This window comes from Actinomadura madurae, assembly GCF_900115095.1.
Taxonomy (GTDB): domain Bacteria; phylum Actinomycetota; class Actinomycetes; order Streptosporangiales; family Streptosporangiaceae; genus Spirillospora; species Spirillospora madurae.
The window spans coordinates 236,244-256,079 of record NZ_FOVH01000005.1; the positions used below are offsets into that span (position 1 = coordinate 236,244).

Sequence of the window (19,836 nt, forward strand, 5' to 3'; positions counted from 1 at the left end):
TTCATCCGAATTTTCCGGTGATGTAGTCCTCGGTGGCTTTCTTGTCGGGCGTCTGGAAGCTCTTGGCGCTGGGGCCGGTTGCGGGGGTGGCGACAGGGCGGCGGGGGATGCTGCCGATGGCCGCCAGGGCGGCCAGCGCCGCGGCGGCGGCGAGCGCGATGAACAGGGCGGGGTAGCCGCCGAGGCCGGCGGCCAGGGCGGCGCCGGCGGCGGGGGCGATGGCGCCGGCGATGGTGACGGGCGCGGCCATGACGCCCGACAGGGAGCCGTAGGCGGCGGTGCCCCACCGGTCGGAGACGGCGGTGGCCTGCAGCAGGGTGGCGATGCCGCGCGTGGTGCCGGCCAGCACGGCGATGGCGATGAGCAGCGGAAGGGGGCCGGGCACCGCGGCCAGCACGAAGGTGGTGACGGCGGAGCCGGCCAGGATGCACACGGTGCGGGTCCGGACGCTGCTGCGGCGGACCAGGGCACGGTAGCCCAGCCGACCGGCGACCTGCCCGACGCCGCCGAGGCCGAGTGCCCAGGCGGCGATGCCACTGGAGGCCCCGCGCGCGGTGAGCAGCGGAATGAGGTTGGTCAGCACGGCGAACATCGAGAACGCCGACAATGTCAACGCCGTGGTCAGCAGCAGGAACGGCGTACTGCGCACCACCGTGTGCACCGCGGCGCCCACCTGGTCACTGCCGTCGTCGCGGCCGACATCGCCATCGTCCGCGGCATCGTCCGCGGAGGCGGTGCCGTGCTCGATGGGCGGCGGCCACGGGCGGCGCAGCGCGAGGTAGTGCAGGGGGATGGTCACGGCGGCCAGGACGACGGCGAGGACGAGGTAGACGGCCCGCCAGGACATCTGGGTGGCCAGGGCACTGGTGAGGGGTGCGAAGACGGTGCTGGCCAGGCCCGCGACGAGCGTGAGGGTGGTCAGGGCACCCAGGTGGTGGGGGGCGTAGTAGCGGGTGAGGGCGGCGAACGCGGGTTGGTAGAGCACGGCGGTCATCGCGGTCCCGGCCAGCAGCCACGCGGCCACGAACCAGCCCAGGTTCGGCGCGGCGGCCAGGCCGATGACGGCAAGGACGCCGAGCACTGAGCCACCGGTCATCGGCAGCCGGGGGCCGTGCCGGTCCAGCGCGCGGCCGAGCGGGATGCCGCCGAGCGCGGCCAGGATCAGCGCGGCTGAGAACGCCGCGGTGATGGCGCTGGTGGACCAGCCGGTGTCGCGGCTGATCCCCGGAGCCAGGACCGGGAAAGCGTAGTAGAGGACGCCCCAGCTGGTGATCTCGGTGACGCACAGCGCGAGCAACGGGACGCGGGAGGCGACACCGGTGTCGACGGCGGGGCGGGCCGCCGCCGACACCGGGACTGAGGATTCGCGGCTCACGGGGCTAGTTGTCGCCTCGTTCGGCGTCGCCGGAATAGCCGTGCACGCTTCCGGTCGCAAAGCCCAGTCCGGCGGGAGCGCCGATGCCGATGGCGACCGGCTCGGGCGCCGATCCGCCGCAGCACGAGCCGCCTCCGGCTTCGTCCGCGGTGACCGCGGCCGGTGTCTCGGCGGGTTCGGTGCCGCAGGAGGTGCCGCAGCCGTCGGCGGCGGCGCCGGGCAGCTGGTCCTCAGTGATCAGGTTGGTGGAGCAGACGCCGGTTTCGGGGAGGTCGAGTTCGACGGCGTCGGCCGCGGCCCGGTCTCCGGCCAGGGCGGCGACGATGGAGCGGACCTGCTCGTATCCGGTGGCCATCAGGAAGGTCGGGGCCCGGCCGTAGCTCTTCATCCCGACCAGGTAGAAGCCGGTCTCGGGGTGGACGAGGTCGCGTTCGCCGTGCGGGGGGACGGTGCCGCAGGAGTGGAAGTTGGGGTCGATCACCGGCGCGAGGCGGACCGGCGCCTCGGTGGCCGGGTCGAGCTCGACCCGGACTTCGCGGAGCATGTCCAGGTCGGGCCGGAACCCGGTGGCCGCCACCACGGCATCGGCCTCGATGACGCGCTCTCCGTCCGGGGTGGTGCCGGCGACCTGGACGGGCCCGGTAGCGGGGCCGCCGGCGGGTGCGGCGAAACCGGTGATCGTGAAGGACCGGACCAACTCGATCTCCCCGCCCTGCACGGCGGCCTTGAGGCGGGTGCCCAGCGCGCCGCGCGCCGGGAGACCATCGGCGTCGCCGCCGCCGTACGAACGGGCGACCGACGCCGATCGGACGGCCCAGGTGATACGGGTGCCCGGCGCGGTCTTGGCGAGTTCGGCGAGGGCGAGCAGGGTGTTGGCGGCCGAATGGCCCATGCCGACGACCAGGGCGTGCTTGCCGGCGAAGCGGTCGCGGTCGCGGCCCAGCACATCCGGCAGCGGCCCGGTCAGGTAAGGGGCGGCCTGGTCCTCGCCCGGGGCGGACAGGCCGGAGTGGCCGAGCGGGTTGCTGCGGCCCCAGGTACCCGAGGCGTCGATGACGGCGCGGGCGGTCAGGTCGGTGACGGCGCCGTCCGGGCCGACGGTGCGGACCAGCAGCGGCTGCTCGTCGCGGCCGACGGTGCGGGTCACGTCCACGCCGCGCCGGGCGACGGCGACCACGCGGGTGCCGGTGCGGATCCGTTCGGCCAGCTCAGGCACCCTGGCCAGCGGGGCCAGGTAGTCGCGGACCAGCTCGGCGCCGGTCGGCAGCGCCTCCGGATCGGGCAGCGTCCATCCAGTGGGCTCCAGAAGTCGGCGAGCGGCGGCGTCGGTGTCGTACCGCCACGGCGAGAACAGCCGGACGTGTCCCCATTCGGAGATCGCCGCCCCGGCGGCCTCGCCGGCCTCCAGGACCACGAAGTCCAGGCCGCGTTCCGCCAGATGAGCGGCAGCGGCCAGTCCGACCGGTCCCGCCCCGATGACCACCACCGGCAGATCGCCGGAGTCTGCGCTGTCAGCACAGCCGCCCCCGGCGCTGGTCTTGGCCCCGATCACGGTGACCGCCGGGTCCGGGGGCTGCTCGGTGTCGGCGCAGCAGCTGCTGACCCCGCAGCGGCTGCCCCCGGCCGCCGGCTCGGGCGCCTGCTCGGTGGGCTCCTGGGACTGGTCGTTCTCGCTCATGATCTCCTCGCTGCGTTGTGCGGGTGGCTTTGCACGGGTGGCCCGTGGAACGGGCGGTTCGGGTCCGAGACAGGTGCGGTGGCGGCGGTGGCCACTCGGTTGCGGTGAGGGTCCGCACGGCACGCTGATGCAGATTCCCCCACGGTCGTCGTGGAAGGTGACGCGGGTCGCTGAGGCGAACGAGCGCGCCGCGTACCTTTCGTCAGAGTCCGATGGCGCCGGCCGCATCGTGGATGTAGGCGGCGAGCTGACCGGCGACGTAGTCGGCATCGCGGCTCACTCCGCGCACGGTGTTGGAGGAGAACGAGCGCTGGAACTCCAGCCCCAGGTAGACCAGCCCGGCGTGAGTGACGGAGATCCCGTGGACGTGTGCGGGCAACCCCGCGTCGTCCAGAGCTCCCAGTGAGCGCAGGTAGCCGAGATCGGGCCGGTATCCGGTGGCGTACAGGGCCACGTCGACCTTCTCCCGCCGCCCATCCGGCCAGACGACCCCGTCGCCGTCGAATGCGGTGAACATCGGCTGACGGTCGAACCGGCCTGATTCCAGGGCGTTGCGGTAGTCACCGGTGTCGAGCACGAGCGGGCCAGGCACGAGGTGCCCGAGCCATGGGCCGGAAAGCAGGTCGAAGCCGCTGGTCTCGAGCCAGTGGTGCAGGTCGTGGCCGCCGATCCGCTGGTGCATGAAGGAGATCGGCTGCAGGGTCGCGATGGTCACCGAAGCGACCTCGGCCAGTTCGTAGGCCACCTGGACGCCCGAGTTGCCGCCTCCTACGACGACGACTCTCTGGCCGGCGTATCGCTTGGGGTGACGGTACTGCGCGACGTGCAGGATCTCGCCGGTGTAGTCCTCCTGGCCTGGCAGGACGGGCTGGTACGGCTTGCCGAAGGAGCCGCTGGCGGCGACGATCCCGGCGGCGGGGATGGCCTGACCGTCGGCGGTCTGGACGACGAACCCCCTGCCACGGGATTCGACATCGCTGACTCGTGTCCCGGTACGGATCTCCACGTCGAGGTGGGCGGCGTAACTATCCAGGTAGTCGGCGACCTCGTCGCGCGTCGGATAGCGGTCGGGATCGCCGGGGAAGGGGAAGCCGGGCATCGCGCTGTAGCGGGCGGGAGAGAACAACGTGAGGCTGTCGTAGTAGCCCGGCCAGGAACCTGAGGGGCGATCGCCGGCCTCCAGGACGAGGGGCCGCATGCCCGCATCACGCACGGCACGCGCTGCGGCCAGGCCGGACTGCCCGGCTCCGACGATGACGACTGGATCGGTTGATGTGGTCATGCCCGAGAACATATACGTGATTAGAGATATGTCAAAGCAGCGGTATGTGGTTGAATGACGCTGGAGGGGAGGATCCATGCCGCAAACCTCGACCGTGCCCGCCGCTCCGGACGCCTGCATGGCTGCCTGCGCAGCGTCCGGCACGACAGCGCCCGACGAACAGCAAGAGCCGGTCGAGCTCAGCCCTGCCGTGCACGACTTCCTCAAGGCGCTGGCCAGCCCAACCCGGCAGCGCATCATGCTGTTGTTCGCCCGGGGCGCGGAGCTGTCGGTGAACCAGGTGTCCCAGCTCGCCGGAATCAGCCAGCCCCGGGCCTCCGAGCAACTCGCTGAGCTGAAAAAGGGCGGCATCCTCACCTCCCGCAGGGAAGGCAAGGTCGTTCTGTATCGCGCCGATAAGGAGACCGTCGCCTCCGCTCTGTCCAACCTGCAGGCGTATCTCCAGCATTGCTGCTGATCGCGGAGTGGCCCCTAGCCTATTTCGGACCGGGGCGCCCTGCAGCGCCACGGGCCGAGGCGAACGCGTCCACGTCGATCCGCAGCCGCACGGCCACCGATTCACCGTCCGGGCCGAGCCGCTGAACCGTCATCTCCTCGGACAGCGCCCGAAGCCAGCGGCCGATCGCGGCGGGCAGGAACCAGAAGGTGATCGGGGGCAGCAGTTTCCAGAGCGGCAGCCGGGGGCCGTTGTCGACGTCGAAGGCCGTCAGCAAGGTGATGTAGGAGACCGCCATGGCGGTGATGTGGTGGCCGCCACCGCATCCGGCGTGCCGCGTACCCGACGCCTGCGGCGGCGATGCCGGACGCACCCGGCAGGAGATGGCCGAGCCTGAGGTTCCGATCACGACGGGCATCCGGTCCCTGGTCCTGTTCGCCTTGACCGCGCTCGCCGAGATCGACGGCGCCCAGCTGATCTGGTAGGGCATCCGCGAGCACAAAGGCCCTGGTGGATCGTCGCGCTCGGCGTCTACGGCTCCGTCGCCACCTTCCAACCCGACGCTGAATTTGGCCGCGTCCTCGCTGCTTACGGCGGCGTGTTCGTCGCCGACCCGCTGGCTTGGGAATGGTCCTCGACGGCTACCGGCCCGACCGCTGGAACATCGCTGGTGCCTTGGTCTGCCTGGTCGGCACCTATCTGATCATCATGTACGCCCTCGAACCTGTCACCGGTACCGCCCGTCCGCCGACTCTTCAGTTCTCCGGGCGGAGCTCGCCGAGGAGGTTCTCGACGCGCTTGCGGATCTCGTCGCGGATGGGGCGGACGGCGTCGACGCCCTGCCCGGCGGGGTCGTCGAGGGTCCAGTCCAGGTAGCGCTTGCCGGGGAAGACCGGGCAGGTGTCGCCGCAGCCCATGGTGATGACCACGTCGGAGGCCTGGACGGCGTCCACGGTGAGAATCTTGGGAGTCTCGGCGGAGACGTCGATGCCCTCCTCGGCCATCGCGGCCACCACCGCGGGGTTGACCTGGTCGGCGGGCTCCGATCCGGCGGAGCGGACCTCGACCCGGTCGCCGGCCAGGTGGGTGAGGTAGGCGGCGGCCATCTGGGAGCGTCCGGCGTTGTGCACGCAGACGAACAGGACGCTGGGCTTGGCAGAGCGAGACTGATCAGGCATCGGTGTTCCTTCGCTGGTCGAGCCTGGATTGGTCGAGGCCGGGTCGGCCGGGGTCGGGTTGGTCGAGGGTGGTGAGCAGGTCGGTGACGAGCAGGTCGAGCTCGTCGCGGATGCGGCGGATCTCGGCCGGCGGCTGGTGGGCGGGGTCGGGGACGGCCCAGTCCAGATACCGGGTGCCGGGCAGGAGCGGGCAGGCGCCGCCGCAGCCCAGCGTGACGCCGCTCGGCGGCGAACCGCTCGGCCAGCACCACCAGATGGGCGCCGACTTTGGAGGTGCCGCGCAGTTGCCGGTAGGACTCGGCGACCAGACGGCGGGCGGTCTCGGCGGAGACCAGACCGTGGAACCGGTCGGCCAGCCGCGCGGCGATGCGGTCCAGCAGCGCGTCGCCGGGTGTGACGGTCACCGTGGGCCTCCCCCGCACGTCTCCAGGCCGATGCGGGTCATCGCCGCGTCACCGCCCGGCGGCCAGGGACCGGCGACGCAGCCACAGCGACACGTACACCAACCCCACCAGGACAGGGACCTCGATAAGCGGGCCGACCACACCCGACAGCGCCTGGCCGGAAGTGACACCGAAGGTGCCGATCGCGACGGCGATGGCCAGCTCGAAGTTGTTGCCGGCGGCGGTGAACGCCAGCGTCGCGGTGCGCGGGTAGGGCAGCCGGACGGCGCGGCCGAGGGCGAAGGATCCACCCCACATCAGCGCGAAGTAGACCAGCAGCGGGACGGCGATGCGTGCGACGTCGACCGGCTGGTTGGTGATGGTGTCGCCTTGCAGGGCGAACAGGATGACGATGGTGAACAGCAGCCCGTACAGCGCGACCGGGCCGATCCGGGGCAGGAACCGGTCCTCGTACCACGTGCGTCCGCGGGCGCGTTCGCCGAGGCGGCGGGTGAGGTATCCGGCCGCCAGCGGGATGCCCAGGAAGACCAGCACGTTCACCACGATCTTGCCGGCCGGGAAGTCCGCCTCGTCGGTCGCCAGCCCCAGCCAACCGGGCAGGACCTGCAGATAGAACCAGCCGAGCGCACCGAACGCGATGACCTGGAAGACAGAGTTGAGTGCGACCAGCACGGCGGCGGCCTCCCGGTCGCCGCACGCCAGGTCGTTCCAGATGATGACCATCGCGATGCACCGGGCCAGCCCGACGATGATCAGGCCGGTGCGGTACTCGGGCAGGTCGGGCAGAAAGATCCAGGCCAGCGCGAACATCACCGCCGGGCCGATCAGCCAGTTCAGCCCGAGCGAGGCGAGCATCAGGCGGCGGTCGCCGGTGACGGTGTCGAGCCGGTCGTAACGGACCTTGGCCAGCACCGGGTACATCATCACCAGCAGGCCCAGGGCGATCGGCAGCGAGATCCCGCCGGCCTCGACCTTGGCGAGCGCGTCGTCCAGCCCGGGGACGGCGCGTCCCAGCCCGAGACCGATCACCATCGCCGCGACGATCCACACCGGCAGGAACCGGTCGAGGGTCGACAGCCCCGCGACCACCCCGGCTTCCCGCGGACGAGTCGTGGTGCCGGAGTCCTGCGTGCTGGTCACGTGCACGGCCTCTTTCGCCGGTGGGTCTGGACGTCGCGGGCGGCGGCCGCCAGCTCGCCGAGTTCACCCGCCACCTGCTCCAGCGCTTCGGGCCGCAGCCGGTAGTAGGTGAACCGCCCGCAGGGCTCGGTCTCCACCAGTCCGGCTTCACGCATCGCCCGCAGATGGTTGGAGATGTTGGTCTGCCTGGCGCCGGTCTCCTCCACGAGGTGACAGTTGCACAGCGCCTCAGCGGCCAGCAGCGACACGATCTGGGCGCGCAGCGGGTCGGCCAGCGTCCTCAATAGATCAGTTTGAACTGACATCACCACAAAATGATACAACGACAAGTCACCGCGGTCCCACCCACCGGCACTGAGCTGGACAAAGTGCGGCGCATCACGCCCGCACGCCGTGACCGTCCACCGCCTTCCGTCTAGTGCACACCGTTGGTCACCGCGGCAGGCCGGTGCGGCCGCAAACTGCCGGGCCAGTGCAGCCCCCGAGCCCAGTCACGTTAGGGCGATCCCTTCAAATCCCTAGCGCGACTGGAACAGGGGTGCCGGCCTGGGGCTGTCTGGCCCGTGGCCGGTCCGCTCTGCCGGATCCGGTTGGTCAAAGCGGCCGCGGCGCCAGGGCCCGGTGATGGCATAGGTACGGCCGGGCGGTGTCAGGTCGGTGGTGGAGCCGAGGGTGTTGACGAACAGGGTGGAAGCACCAGACCTGCCCGTAGCCCTCGCGGAACCCGTCGGCGCCTGGGGCGTCGCCGTTCTTGGCGTCGCCTCCGCTGGTGGAATTGAAGTAGATGCCGCCGTCGCCGTACCAGCAGCCTTCCAGGGGGTGAACTTGGCGGCCCCGGCGGCCAGGCCCTGGTTGGCGACGGTGGTGGCGCCGTTCAATCGGGGCCGGGGACGTTGAAAGGACTCGCGTCCGACGGTCAGGCCCATGCCACCGGCCCGCTTGTCGACCACCGCGGCGCGAACCGCCTTGGCCAGGTCTCCGCCACCCCGCCGAGGCGCCACCCACCCGGGGGTCGGATGGTGAGGCCTGTCGGCGCCGACCAGGCGCGGATGGAGGTCGCTGTTTGTGGCCCCAGGCGGGCCTCAGACGCTAATGCCCATCCGGCGGAGGGTGGCTTGCCGTCCGCTCGGTCACCAGGTGACGTCCAGGCGCTGGGGGCCGCAGAACATCGGGCTCTGGACCTCCTGGTAGGGGGCGTCGGGGGTGAGGAGGCGGAGTCCGGGCAGGCGGTCCAGGAGGACCTCCAGCGTCGCGGAGATCTCCAGGCGGGCGAGTTCGGCGCCGAGGCACAGGTGGATGCCGTGGCCAAAGGACATGTGACGGCGCGCGGTGCGGCGCCGCGGGTCGAACTCGTCGGCGTCCGGGCCGAACACCGCCGTGTCGAAGTTCGCCGACTCCAGGCCGATGATCATGCGGTCGCCGGCCTGGAGCGGTTCGCCGCCGAGGTCGGCCGTACGGCGCACTGTGCGGAAGACCCAGCGGATGGCCGATCCGTGCCGCAGCCCCTCCTCGCGGACGTCGGGCAGCATGGAGCGGTCCGCGAGAAGAGCCTTCCAGCGGTCCGGGACGCTGAGCAGCTGGTACACGGTCGAGCCGATCGTGTACGCGGTGCTTTCGAGTCCGGCGACGAAAAGCTGCCAGGCGTGAAACGCGACCTCCCGGTCCGAGAGCGGGCGCCCGTCGATCCGGCCTGCGGCCAGGCGGGTCAGCAGGTCGTCGGGCTGCTCGGCGGCTGCGCGGCGCTGAACGGCCGCGGCGGTGAAGTACGACTCCAGCCGCCGCCATTCGTCGCTGCCGACGAAGCTCGCGGGCAGCATCGCGGTGATGGCCAGGGAGAGCCGGGCCAGTTCGTCGGCGTCCTCGTTCGGTACGCCGACCAGCCGGGCGATGACCGTCGCGGTCAGCGGCAGCGCGATGTCGCCGACCACGTCGGCCGGACCGCCGTCGGGCAGCGCGCCGACCAGCTCGTGCACCCGCTCGGTGATCCACGGCGTGGCTTCGGCGATCGGGGTGCGGGCGAAGCCGGGGCGCAGCAGGTCGCGCAGGGCGGTGTGCTCGGGGGGATCGCTCTGGGTGATCAGGGACGGCGGCGGCGGTCCGTCCCCGTCACCCTCCAGTACGAAGTTGCCCTCGTTACTCAGCGCGTCCGAGTCGAGCAGGGCCTTGCGGGCGAACTCGTGCCGTGACACGAAGCCCAGCCCGGGAGCAACGTGCGACACCGGGCAGCCCGACGCGCGCTGCTCGGCCAGGCCGCGCCGCAGGACGTCGACCGGGGCGACCGCCAGGGGATCGAACGCCGCGCTCTTGCCACCGTCCATGCGAGCCTCCTTCGAAGCATGTGACATTTGACACCTGCGTAGATTATTCAACGTCTGTGGTGAACGTCAACGTCATGACAAGGAGTCGCTAGGGTTCGCCGTGTGAACGCAGAGGGGAAGAACACATCGAAAGGGCGCCGCGCGAAGCGAGCCGAGGCTCCGGCGGCGGGGACGCGCCGCTCGCTCGTCGAGGGGCAGATCCTCGACGCGGCGACCGAGTTGTTCGCCGCGCGCGGTTACGCGGGGACGAGCCTTCAGGACATCGCCCGGGAGACCGGGCTGACGCGCCCGGCCCTCTACCACTACTTCCCCAGCAAGGAAGCGCTCCTGCTGCGGCTGGTCAAGGAGGTCGCCGTCGGGCCGGCGAGCGAACTGCGGCAGACGCGGATGCGCGAGGACCTGTCCGTCGCCGACCGGCTGCGGGAGATGGCGGCGTCGGTGGCGCGGCTGCAGGCGCGGCACCCCGAGCGGTTCCGGCTGCTGATCCGGTCCGAGGCCGACCTCCCGGACGAGATCTCCGAGGCCTACGACACCGCGCGGCGGGACGTGCTGCGCGAGTTCACCGCGCTCATCTCCGAAGGCATCGGAACCGGCGAGCTGCGCGCGGTCGATCCCCGCGTCGCGGCGCTCGGCATCATCGGCCTGTGCAACTGGGTCGCCTGGTGGCACAAGCCCGGTGACGACGAGGCCGATCGGCGCGTCGTGACGGAGCTGGCGGGTATGGCGGTGGCGACGGTGCTGGCGGGCGACCCGCGAGAGGCGTCCGGCACCGGGGTGGCCCGCGTGGTCGAACTGCTCAAGCAGGACGTCACGGCCCTGGAGACGCTGCTGTCGGCGCAGCGGGACTGAGGGCGGCCGAGGACCCTCCACGCCGGACTCGCATGGCAGATGCGGTGTTCGTCCGTCGCCCATGATTTGACGCGTGTGTAGAATTATCTTCATCTTAGTCAAACATGGAGGTCGGGCGTGCGTACGTATCGGATCGGGCTGGTGGTCCCCAGCTCGAATGTGACGGTCGAGTCGGAGATGCCGGAGCTGTTGCGCCGGCACCCGCAGGCCCGCTTCTCCTTCCACGGCAGCCGGATGCGGATGCAGACCGTGTCGCCGGAGCAGCTGCGCGCCATGAACGCCCAGCGGGAACGCTGCGTGCTGGAACTGGGCGACGCCGGCGTCGACGCCCTGCTCTACGCCTGCCTCGTCGCGCTGACGGCCGCCGGCCCCGGCGAGCACCGCCGGGCGGAGGCCGCGGTGGCCGAGCAACTGGCGGCCGGCGGGTCGGCGGCCATCGTCAGGTCGAGCGCCGGCGCCCTCGTCGAGGGCCTGCGCGCGCTGGGCGCGGAGCGGATCGCGCTGGTCACCCCGTACCTGCGGCCGCTCGCCGAGCAGGTGGTCGGCTACCTGGAGGCAGAGGGCTTCACCGTCGCGGACTGGCGGACGCTCGAAGTGGCCGGCAACGCCGAGGTCGGCTGCATTCCGGGGGACCGCGTCATGGCGGCCGCCCGGTCGCTCGACCTCGGCGGCGCCGACGCGCTGGTCATCTCCGCGTGCGTGCAGATGCCGTCGCTGGACCTCGTCGCCGCCGCGGAGGAGGAGTTCGGCCTCCCCGTGCTGTCGGCGGCGACCGCGGGAGCCTTCAGCCTGCTCACCGGGCTCGGCCTGCCGGCCGACGTCCCCGGCGCCGGGCGGCTGCTGCGACTCGACGTTCCACAGCCGGGCCACCGCGTCCGGTAAAGACAGGAGGTTGTCACCATGTCCGAGCGGCTCGCTCACAAGGCCCGCGGGGTCGACCACGTCGCCTATCCGACGTTCGATCCGGCCGGGACCGTCGCGTTCTACCGCGACGTGCTCGGCTTCCCGGTCGTCCACTCCATCTGCGCCGCGGGCTGGGGGCCCGAGAAGCACCCCGACTTCATCCACTTCTTCTTCGACATCGGCAACGGCGACCGGCTCGCGTTCTTCTACTACTTCGGCCTCGCGCCGTTCGGGGGCGGGTCGAAGGGCGACGCGTACTCCAGGTTCGCGGCGGAGGTGCCGGACTACTTCGTGCGCTCCCGCCACCTCGCGATCCACGTCGACGGCGAGGAGGACCTGCTGGAGTACCGGCGGCGGCTGGACGGGAGCCGGTGGCCGGTGGAGATGCAGATCCAGCACGAGACCATCGAGTCCATCTACACCCACGACCCGAACGGCTACATGATCGAGGTCACCCGCGCGCTGCGCCCCGTCACGCCGCAGGAGGACCTCGACGCGGCCCTGACGATCGACGCGCTGGTGGACGTCGTGTCCGGCCCCGGAGAGCCGAGCATGGCGGCGCTGCTGGAGCGCAAGGCCGAGCTGATCGTCGAGCGTGCGGCACGGTGGCAGGAGCGCCACGGCGAAGGGGCGCGGGAGGCGCAGAGCGCGCGGGGGCAGGCATGACCACGCTGTTCGTCCTCGACGTCCCCGAGAACGTGCCGTTGGTCGAGGTGGCCGGCCGGGACCCGGCGGTGTCCGTCGGCCGCGTCGGCCCCTATTACCGGATCACCTCACCGGGCGCGATCGTGATCGACCGCCGGGCGACCGGCTGCCGGCACGCGGTCTGGTACTCCAGCGTCGCCGGGCTCGGTGCCGCGCGCATCACCCAGCACGACAAGGACGCTCTGCGCGTCGAGCCGGCATGAGCGGCACGCGGCTCGGCTCGGGGCGCTGGGTCGACGCGGGCGCGTTTCCGCCCGGCACCACCGAGAGCACCCATCAGCTGACCACGGCCGACGGGGCGAAGGTCAGCGGGGTGCTGCGGACGGTCGCCGGGGCCACGACCGTCGTGTGCCTCGCGCACCCGCGGCAGGACGTGACCCACCACGTCCTGGTCCCCTACCTGCTCGCGGGCGGCTACGCGGTGTGGACGCAGGGCACCCGCTCGCCCAACAACGACCTGTCGCTGCTGCACGAGCAGGCGCTCCTGGACCTCGCGGCCGGCCAGTGCTTCCTCCGCGAGCGGGGCTGGGTGTCCGCGGTCAGCCTCGGGCATTCCGGCGGGGGGCCGCTGTTCGCCTTCTACCACGAGCAGGCGAACGCGGCCCCGGACGAGCGGATCGCGCGCGGCCCCTCGGGGCGGTCGACCGGGCTGGCCGAGGCGGAACTGCCCGTCCCGGACGCGGCGGTGTTCCTGGCCCCGCACGTCGGGCAGGGGCAGCTGCTGATGCGGCTGATCGACCCGTCGGTCGCGGACGAGGACGATCCGCTGTCGGCCGACCCCGCGCTGGACCCGTACGACCCCGCCAACGGGTTCGTGCCGGCACCGGCGTCCTCGTCGTATCCGCCCGAGTTCGTGGCGCGGTACCGGCGGGCGCAGCGGGAGCGGGTCGCGCGGCTGGACGCGCTCGCCCGCGAACGGGCGGCCGAGGCCGCGGACGCGCGAGCCGCCTACGCCGCCTCCGGCGACCCTGCCGACCGGCGGCGCGCGCTGGCGCCGCGCCTCCTGACCGTCTACCGCACGGACGCGGACCTGCGCGGCACCGACCTGTCGCTGGACCCCAACGCGCGGCCCTACGGCTCGCTGTTCGGTCGGCGGCCCGACCTCAGCGACTACGGCCTGGTCGGGTTCGGGCGGCTGGCCACGCCGGACGCCTGGCTGTCGACCTGGTCGGGGCTGTCGAGCAACGCCGGGTTCCTGCGGTGCGCCCTGGGAGTCCGGGCGCCCGCGCTGCTCATCGGCCTGAGCGGCGACCAGGCGTGCTTCCCCGCCGATCTCGACGCGATGGCCGCGGCGCTGGGAGCGGACGACCTGACCCGCGCGGAGGTGGCCGGGACGCATTTCGGCGGCCCCATCGCCGAGGGCGGTCCGAGCGGCGCCGCGCTGGCGGCCGGGGTGATGCTCCGCTGGCTGGCCGAGCGCTTCCCCGCCGCCCGCACGGCCGGCTGAAGCGCGGCGCCGCCCGTCCGTGGCAGGTCTGACCTGCGGACTCTTGACGGAATGACGATAGTGTCGAATAATCAACGCAAATGTAAATCGCGGGCGCCGATTCTGCCCCGATCTGCAGAGGAGCGACCCCACATGGCATACGTCATCGGCATCGACGTCGGCGGCACGTTCACCGACGCGGTCCTCGCCGACGAGAGCGGTGACATCGTCGCGGCCAAGGCGCCGTCCACCCCGCCGGACTACTCCGCGGGCGTGCTGGACGTGCTCGCATCGCTGTCCGAGCAGCTCGGCACGACCGTCGAGGACGTGCTGGCCGACACCCACCACATCGCGCACGGGACGACGTCGTCTCTCAACGCGCTGGTGATGGGCAACGTGCCGACGGTCGGCTTCGTCACCACGCGGGGGCACCGCGACTCGATCTACATCATGAACGTGGAGGGCCGGTACCTCGGCGGCTCGCCGGACCAGCTGCAGAACGTCCTGGGCCAGACCAAGCCTCCGGGCCTCGTGCCCAAGCGGCACGCCTGGGAGGTCAACGAGCGGATCGACCGGGACGGGCGGGTCGTCGTCCCGCTCGACGAGGAGGACGTGCGGCGCGCGGTCCGCGCCCTGCTGGACGACGGCGTCCGCGCGATCGCGGTGTCGCTGCTGTGGTCCTTCCGCAACCCCTCGCACGAGCGCCGGATCCGCGAGATCGTGCACGAGCTCGACCCGGACGTGTTCGTGTCGCTGTCGTCCGAGGTCAGCCCGCGCATCCGCGAGTTCGCCCGGAACGCCACCACGATCATGAGCACGCAGGTCGGCCCGGGGCTGCGCGACTACCTGTCCAACCTGGAGGACAAGCTGCGCCGGCGCGGCCTCACCGGTCCGCTGCTGGTCATGCAGAGCAACGGCGGCGCCGTCGCCGCGCGCGAGGCCCCGGCCGCGGCCATCAGCACGGTCGGCTCGGTGCTCACCGGCGGCATCGTCGGCTCGGTGTCGCTGGGGCGGCAGCTCGGGCACCGCAACATCATCAGCACCGACGTCGGCGGCACGACCTTCCTGGTCGGGCTGGTCGTCGACGGCGAGCCGACCCGGGCGTCCACGACGATCATCAATCACCACCCGATCAACGTCCCCACGCTGGAGGTGCACGCCATCGGCTCCGGGGGCGGTGCCATCGCGTGGATCGACCCCGGCGGCAACCTGCAGGTCGGCCCGCGCAGCGCCCAGGCGGTACCGGGACCGGCGTGCTACGGCCAGGGCGGCACCGAGCCGACGAACACCGACGCCAACCTCGTGCTCGGCATCCTCACCGAGCGCGGCCTGCTCGGCGGCAGGCGGGCCCTCGACCTGGAGGCGGCGCGGGAAGCCATCCGCACCCGTGTCGCCGAGCCGCTCGGCCTGTCCGTGGAGGACGCCGCCGCCGCGATCCACGCCATCCAGAACGCCCAGACCGGCGACCTGCTGCGCAAGGTCGTCGTCGAGGCCGGGCACGACCCGCGCGAGTTCGTGCTCTACGCCTTCGGCGGCGCCGGTCCCGCGCACTGCGCCGGCTACGCCGCCGAACTCGGCGTCGGCCAGGTGGTGGTGCCGCTCGGACAGGTCGCCTCCGCCTTCTCCGCCTACGGTCTGGTGGCCTCCGATCTGGCGCTGGCCGCCGAGCTGTCGGACCCCTCGCCGTTCCCGATGGACCCGGCGGCGGTCGAGAAGAACTTCGCGCAGTTGGAGAGCCAGGTCCGCGAGGGGCTGGCCCGCCAGAAGGTGCGGTTCGCCGACGTCCGGCTGTACCGCGAGATCGACATGCGGTACTCCATGCAGCTCGCCGAGCTCGCCGTGCCCGTGGACGACGGGCCCGTCGGCGAGGGGCGGATCGCCGCCGTCGCCGCGCGGTTCGAGCGCCGCTACGCGGAACTGTACGGAGAGGGCTCCGGCTTCCGCGAGGCCGGCATGCAGGCGATCACCTACCGCGTGCGGGCGGTCGGCGTGCTGCCGTTCTCGCCCGCGCTGCCGGCCGTCGCGCCGGCCGACGGCCCGGACCCCGCCGCGGCCCGCGTGGGCAGCCGCCCGATCCGGCTCGGTGCCGGCGGCTACGTCGACACCGCCGTCTACGACTACGCCGCGCTGGGCGCCGGGCACCGCATCACCGGCCCGGCCATCGTCGAGGTGCCCACCACGACCGTCGTCGTCCCCGCCGGCACCGCCGGCACGGTGGACGGCCTCGGCAACCTGACCATGACCCGCGAGGAGGCGGCCCGATGACCATGCCAGTCGCAGGCTCCGAGCAGTTCGCCAGCCGGCCCGTCGACCCGGAGGCGCTGGCCGCCTCGTTGCCGGCGTCGCTGCCGCTGCACACGGTGAGCCAGGAGCAGATCGACGCACTCGACCCCCTGACCTACGAGGTCGTCCGGCACCGCCTCTGGTCGGTCACCGAGGAGATGGGCGAGGCGCTGAAGCGGATGTCCGGCTCGCCGATCGTCACCGACGCCAACGACTTCGACTTCGCGATCGGAGACGAGCTCGGCCAGGAGGTGCAGGTCGGGCTCTACAACACGATGCTGGTCGGCGCCGTGGACCTGGCCGTCTACTGGACGCTCGCCAACCGCGCCGCCAACCCCGGCATCGCCGAGGGCGACATGTTCCTGTGCAACGACCCCTGGGTGGGCGGCGGCCTCCACCAGAACGACGTGATCGTCTACCAGCCGATCTTCTACGAGGGCGAGCTGTTCGCCTGGACCAGCGGAATCTGCCACGAGCCCGACCTCGGCGGCGTCGGGCTGGGCTCGTTCTCGCCCGCCGCGCAGGACGTCTTCTCCGAGTCGGTGCCGACCCCGCCGGTGAAGGTCGTCCGGGACTTCACGATCCAGAACGACATAGCGGACCTGTACGTGCGCCGCTCGCGCGTGCCGATGCTCGTCGGCCTCGACCTGCGTGCCCAGGTCGGCGCCAACAACGTCGGCCGGGAGCGCCTGCTCGCCGTCATCGAGCAGTACGGCGCCGACACCGTCAAGGCCGTGATGAAGCGGATGATGGCCGACGCCGAGCACCGGCTGCGGGCCAAGCTGACGAGCCTGCCGGACGGCACCTGGCGCGCCACCGGCTACCAGGACCAGTCGCACGAGGGCGACCGCGGGCTGCACAAGATCACGGTCGCGATGACCAAGGCCGCCGACCATCTGACCTTCGACTTCACCGGCACCGACCCGCAGGCGGGCGTGATCAACTGCACGTACGCGGGGATGCGCGGCGGCGTCATGCTCGCGCTGCTGCCGATCCTCGCCGGCGACATCCCCTGGTCGGCGGGCGGGCTGATGCGCTGCTTCGACCTGATCGCCGAGGAGGGGACGATCAACAACGCGACCTTCCCCGCCGCGGTCAGCCGCGGGCCGATCGGCCCCGCCTGGCTGACCGGGACCCTGGTGGCCGAGTGCCTGTCGCAGATGCTCGACCGGTCGGTCGAGCTCGGCCGCAGCGTCCAGGCGTCGTGCTGCGGCACCTGGGACACCGCCGTCATCGCCGGGCTCGACGAGCGCGGGGACGTGCCGGTGCCGTTCCTCAACATCCTGATGGAGCCCATGGCCGGCGGCTACGGCGCCCGGCCGCACGCCGACGGCATGGACACCGGCGGGCTGTTCTGCATCCCGATGGGACGGGTGCCCGACACCGAGATGTCGGAGTTCCTCTACCCGATCCTGATGCTGTGGCGCCGCGAGGAGCCGGACTCCGGCGGGAGCGGCCAGTACCGCGGTGGGGTCAGCGCGTCCCTCGCGATGACGCCGTGGGGCACGAACACGCCGATGGGCCTCGTGCTGGCCTCGGCGGGCAAGGCCGTCGCGCAGAACAACGGCCTGGCCGGCGGCCATCCCGGCAACACCGGCCTGGAGATCATCGCCCGAGACACCGGGGTCGCCGGAGCGCTCGGCGGCGGGCGCATCCCCGCCGACCTCGCCGAGGTCGGCGGGCAGCAGGAGGTCGGGCAGAACTACTCGCAGACCTATCTGGCGCCCGGCGACGTGTTCTACATGCATTGGCAGGGCGGTGGGGGCTATGGAGACCCGCTGCGCCGCGACCCTGCGGCGGTCGTCGCCGACCTGCGCGAAGGGAAGATCACCATGACCGGTGCGCGCGACGTCTACGGCGTCGTCGTGAGCGGGGACGGAACAGTCGACACCGCCGCGACCCGGGACGCGCGGGACGCGCTGCTGGCCCGGCGCCGCGAACGGGCCGCCATCGACGCGCCCCTGGACTCCGACCCGATCGATCCGGCGGCGGCGAGGCGCCTGGACGTGAATCTCGTCCTCGTCGACGACGGCGGCCACCCGGTCGTCGGCTGCGCTCATTGCGGCCACCGGCTCGGCGACCGGCGCCACGGCCCCGCAATGGCGCTCGCACGCTACGACGGACCGCCCGAGGACGCCGGGCCCCAGGTCACCGCGCGCGCCGCCGACTACGTCGACGCTCCGGTGGTCTTCCGGCAGTACTGCTGCCCGAACTGCTGGACCGCCATCTACTCCAGCGTCGTCCCGGCCGACCACGCGGACCACGTCTCCGCGCTGGAGCGGCTGCTGCCCGCCGAGGCCGGGGCCCGATGAGGCTCGCATCGGTCGCGGTGCTCGGGGGCGGGCCGGGCGGGCTGTACGCGGCCCGGCTGATCAAGCTGGCCCGCCCCGGGTGCGTCGTCGACGTCTACGAGCAGGCCACCCCGGAGACCACGTTCGGGTTCGGCGTGGGCCTCGCCGCGGGGACCCAGCACAACCTGCGCCAGGCCGACGAGGCGTCCCTGGCCGACATCATCGACCACAGCCATCCGCACGAGATGAGCCTGCGCGTCGGCGACCGGGTCGCGAGCATGCCGAACGGGAACCTGCTGGCGATCGCCCGCACCACCCTGCTGACGGTGCTGCAGCGGCACGCGGAGGCGGCCGGCGTCCGGCTGCACCACGGACGGCGGGCGGACGCCGACGCGCTCGACGCCGACCTCGTCATCGCCGCCGACGGCGTCAACAGCGCCACCCGTGACCGCCACGCGGCGGACTTCGGCGCGCAGGTCGAGTCGGGCGACGGCCTGTACCTGTGGTGCGGAACCGACGCCGGGCTGCCGAGCGCGCTGTTCATGCCGGTCACCACGAGCGCGGGAACCTTCGTCACGCACGCCTATCCCTACGCTCCCGATCGCAGCACCTTCCTCGTCGAGACCGATGAACGGACCTGGAGGAACGCCGGTTTCGCCGGCACCACCGAGGCGCTGGCGTCCGGTCCCGCCGACGCGTCCGACGAGACCGCGCTGCGCTACCTGGAACGCGCCTTCGCCGACCCCCTGCGCGGTCACGCCCTCATCGGCAACCGGACGCGCTGGCTGCGGTTCCGCACCGTCCACTGCGAGCGCTGGCACCGCGGCAACGTCGTGCTGCTCGGCGACGCGGCCCACACGGCGCACTACTCGATCGGCTCCGGGACCAAGCTCGCGATGGAGGACGCCATCGCCCTCGTCGCCGCCCTCGGCGAACACGGCACGCTCGCCGACGCCCTCGACCACTACGAGGCCGAGCGGCGTCCCGCCGTCGAGCACCTGCAGGACGTCGCGGCCCGCAGCCGGCGGTGGTGGGACTCCTTCCCCGGCCGCCTGGACCTGCCGGTCAACCGGCTGCTCGTCGCGTACATGACCAGGGCGGGCAAGGTGACCCTGGCCCGGTTCGCCGAGTCGGCACCGCACGTCGTCGGCGCGGCCCTGGCCGAGTATGCCGGCCGCCCGTGCCCCGGCGACCGGCCGCCCACCGGTGACGCGCTGATCGACTTCGTGCTCCGCCAGCCGCTGCGCCGCGACAGGATCGCGGTCCCCGACCGGACCTCCCTGCCAGAGGGCACGATCGTGGACGTCGAGTTCGCCGATGCCGATCCGTGGGGACCCAAAGCCGACGCGGTCCTGAGCCGCTTCGACCAGGCGGCCGGCTCGGACGCGGCGGCGGTCCGGATCGCCGGCCCGCCGGACCGGGACGATCTGCTCAACCGCCTCGAACTCGGCGACCGGCTCCGCGGCCGCGGCCTCCCGGTGATCGTTCGAGGCCCCCGCGAGTTCCTGCCCGATCTCGCCGCCGGCCTGGTCGCCGGCCGCGCCGACCTGGTGGAGGCCTGCTGAGCC

19 protein-coding genes and 1 pseudogene are annotated in these 19,836 nt (G+C 72.3%); 11 read left to right on the top strand and 9 right to left on the bottom strand.

Features of this window, described 5'->3' with window-relative positions:
- Position 1: 1 nt before the first annotated feature.
- From BM339_RS17230 to BM339_RS17240, 3 genes are all read right to left on the bottom strand, one after another.
- Positions 2-1,375 (bottom strand): MFS transporter, encoded by a 1,374-nt coding sequence (locus tag BM339_RS17230; RefSeq protein WP_256255383.1) that lies wholly within the window; start codon positions 1,373-1,375, stop codon positions 2-4.
- A gap of 4 nt (positions 1,376-1,379) precedes the next feature.
- Entirely contained in the window at positions 1,380-3,053 is a 1,674-nt protein-coding gene (locus tag BM339_RS17235; protein WP_083597686.1) for an FAD-dependent oxidoreductase, read from the bottom strand.
- Between the two features lie 202 nt (positions 3,054-3,255).
- A complete protein-coding gene (locus BM339_RS17240) occupies positions 3,256-4,335 on the bottom strand; it encodes a flavin-containing monooxygenase (RefSeq protein WP_075021634.1) in 1,080 nt (359 codons plus the stop codon).
- 76 nt (positions 4,336-4,411) lie between these two features.
- Between BM339_RS17240 and BM339_RS17245 the strand changes: the two genes are divergently transcribed.
- Positions 4,412-4,792: an ArsR/SmtB family transcription factor gene (locus BM339_RS17245; RefSeq protein ID WP_021598041.1), complete on the top strand. Its 381-nt coding sequence runs from the start codon at positions 4,412-4,414 to the stop codon at positions 4,790-4,792.
- Positions 4,793-4,811: 19 nt separating this feature from the next.
- On the opposite strand, the gene BM339_RS49900 is transcribed toward BM339_RS17245, so the two are convergent.
- Positions 4,812-5,069, bottom strand: coding sequence for a hypothetical protein (locus BM339_RS49900; RefSeq protein WP_075021496.1), 258 nt, complete (start codon positions 5,067-5,069; stop codon positions 4,812-4,814).
- Between BM339_RS49900 and BM339_RS52465 the strand changes: the two genes are divergently transcribed.
- Both BM339_RS52465 and BM339_RS52470 read left to right on the top strand, forming a co-directional pair.
- Positions 5,068-5,256, top strand: coding sequence for a YnfA family protein (locus tag BM339_RS52465; protein ID WP_021598039.1), 189 nt, complete (start codon positions 5,068-5,070; stop codon positions 5,254-5,256). The two genes, BM339_RS49900 and BM339_RS52465, sit on opposite strands and share 2 nt — an antisense overlap.
- Positions 5,257-5,285: 29 nt before the next feature.
- Positions 5,286-5,474, top strand: a complete 189-nt coding sequence (locus BM339_RS52470; RefSeq protein ID WP_337959919.1) for a YnfA family protein — start codon at positions 5,286-5,288, stop codon at positions 5,472-5,474.
- Positions 5,475-5,526: 52 nt separating this feature from the next.
- Here BM339_RS52470 and BM339_RS17265 read toward each other — a convergent pair whose 3' ends face one another.
- The 5 genes and pseudogenes from BM339_RS17265 to BM339_RS17290 form a co-directional block, all read right to left on the bottom strand.
- Positions 5,527-5,949, bottom strand: a complete 423-nt coding sequence (locus BM339_RS17265) for an arsenate reductase ArsC (protein ID WP_021598038.1) — start codon at positions 5,947-5,949, stop codon at positions 5,527-5,529.
- Between the two features lie 221 nt (positions 5,950-6,170).
- Positions 6,171-6,371 (bottom strand): annotated as a pseudogene (locus tag BM339_RS52630) (three-helix bundle dimerization domain-containing protein); the annotation flags it as partial.
- Between the two features lie 30 nt (positions 6,372-6,401).
- The gene (arsB, locus tag BM339_RS17275; protein ID WP_235206339.1) at positions 6,402-7,385 is read right to left on the bottom strand and encodes an ACR3 family arsenite efflux transporter; all 984 of its coding nucleotides are present in this window, start codon (positions 7,383-7,385) and stop codon (positions 6,402-6,404) included.
- Positions 7,386-7,489: 104 nt separating this feature from the next.
- Positions 7,490-7,798: an ArsR/SmtB family transcription factor gene (locus BM339_RS17280; protein WP_218163666.1), complete on the bottom strand. Its 309-nt coding sequence runs from the start codon at positions 7,796-7,798 to the stop codon at positions 7,490-7,492.
- Between the two features lie 825 nt (positions 7,799-8,623).
- Positions 8,624-9,811 (bottom strand): cytochrome P450, encoded by a 1,188-nt coding sequence (locus BM339_RS17290; RefSeq protein WP_075021499.1) that lies wholly within the window; start codon positions 9,809-9,811, stop codon positions 8,624-8,626.
- Between the two features lie 102 nt (positions 9,812-9,913).
- Here BM339_RS17290 and BM339_RS17295 point away from each other — a divergent pair, with 102 nt between their 5' ends.
- The 8 genes from BM339_RS17295 (at position 9,914) to BM339_RS17330 (ending at position 19,833) form a co-directional block, all read left to right on the top strand.
- Entirely contained in the window at positions 9,914-10,660 is a 747-nt protein-coding gene (locus tag BM339_RS17295; RefSeq protein WP_021598032.1) for a TetR/AcrR family transcriptional regulator, read from the top strand.
- 117 nt (positions 10,661-10,777) lie between these two features.
- The gene (locus BM339_RS17300; protein WP_111830487.1) at positions 10,778-11,542 is read left to right on the top strand and encodes a maleate cis-trans isomerase family protein; all 765 of its coding nucleotides are present in this window, start codon (positions 10,778-10,780) and stop codon (positions 11,540-11,542) included.
- Between the two features lie 18 nt (positions 11,543-11,560).
- Positions 11,561-12,229, top strand: a complete 669-nt coding sequence (locus BM339_RS17305; protein ID WP_075021500.1) for a VOC family protein — start codon at positions 11,561-11,563, stop codon at positions 12,227-12,229.
- Positions 12,226-12,471: a hypothetical protein gene (locus tag BM339_RS17310; RefSeq protein ID WP_075021501.1), complete on the top strand. Its 246-nt coding sequence runs from the start codon at positions 12,226-12,228 to the stop codon at positions 12,469-12,471. The genes BM339_RS17305 and BM339_RS17310 overlap by 4 nt, the downstream gene beginning before the upstream one ends.
- On the top strand, positions 12,468-13,715 hold the full coding sequence (locus tag BM339_RS17315) for an alpha/beta hydrolase (RefSeq protein ID WP_075021502.1): 1,248 nt from the start codon (positions 12,468-12,470) through the stop codon (positions 13,713-13,715). Before BM339_RS17310 ends, BM339_RS17315 begins: the two co-directional genes overlap by 4 nt.
- Before the next feature lie 132 nt (positions 13,716-13,847).
- Positions 13,848-15,959 carry a hydantoinase/oxoprolinase family protein gene (locus BM339_RS17320; RefSeq protein WP_075021503.1) on the top strand — a complete coding sequence of 704 codons (2,112 nt, stop codon included), beginning with the start codon at positions 13,848-13,850 and terminating at the stop codon, positions 15,957-15,959.
- A complete protein-coding gene (locus BM339_RS17325) occupies positions 15,956-18,289 on the top strand; it encodes a hydantoinase B/oxoprolinase family protein (RefSeq protein WP_021597881.1) in 2,334 nt (777 codons plus the stop codon). The genes BM339_RS17320 and BM339_RS17325 overlap by 4 nt, the downstream gene beginning before the upstream one ends.
- Entirely contained in the window at positions 18,286-19,833 is a 1,548-nt protein-coding gene (locus tag BM339_RS17330; protein WP_075021504.1) for an FAD-dependent monooxygenase, read from the top strand. Before BM339_RS17325 ends, BM339_RS17330 begins: the two co-directional genes overlap by 4 nt.
- Positions 19,834-19,836 lie beyond the last annotated feature (3 nt).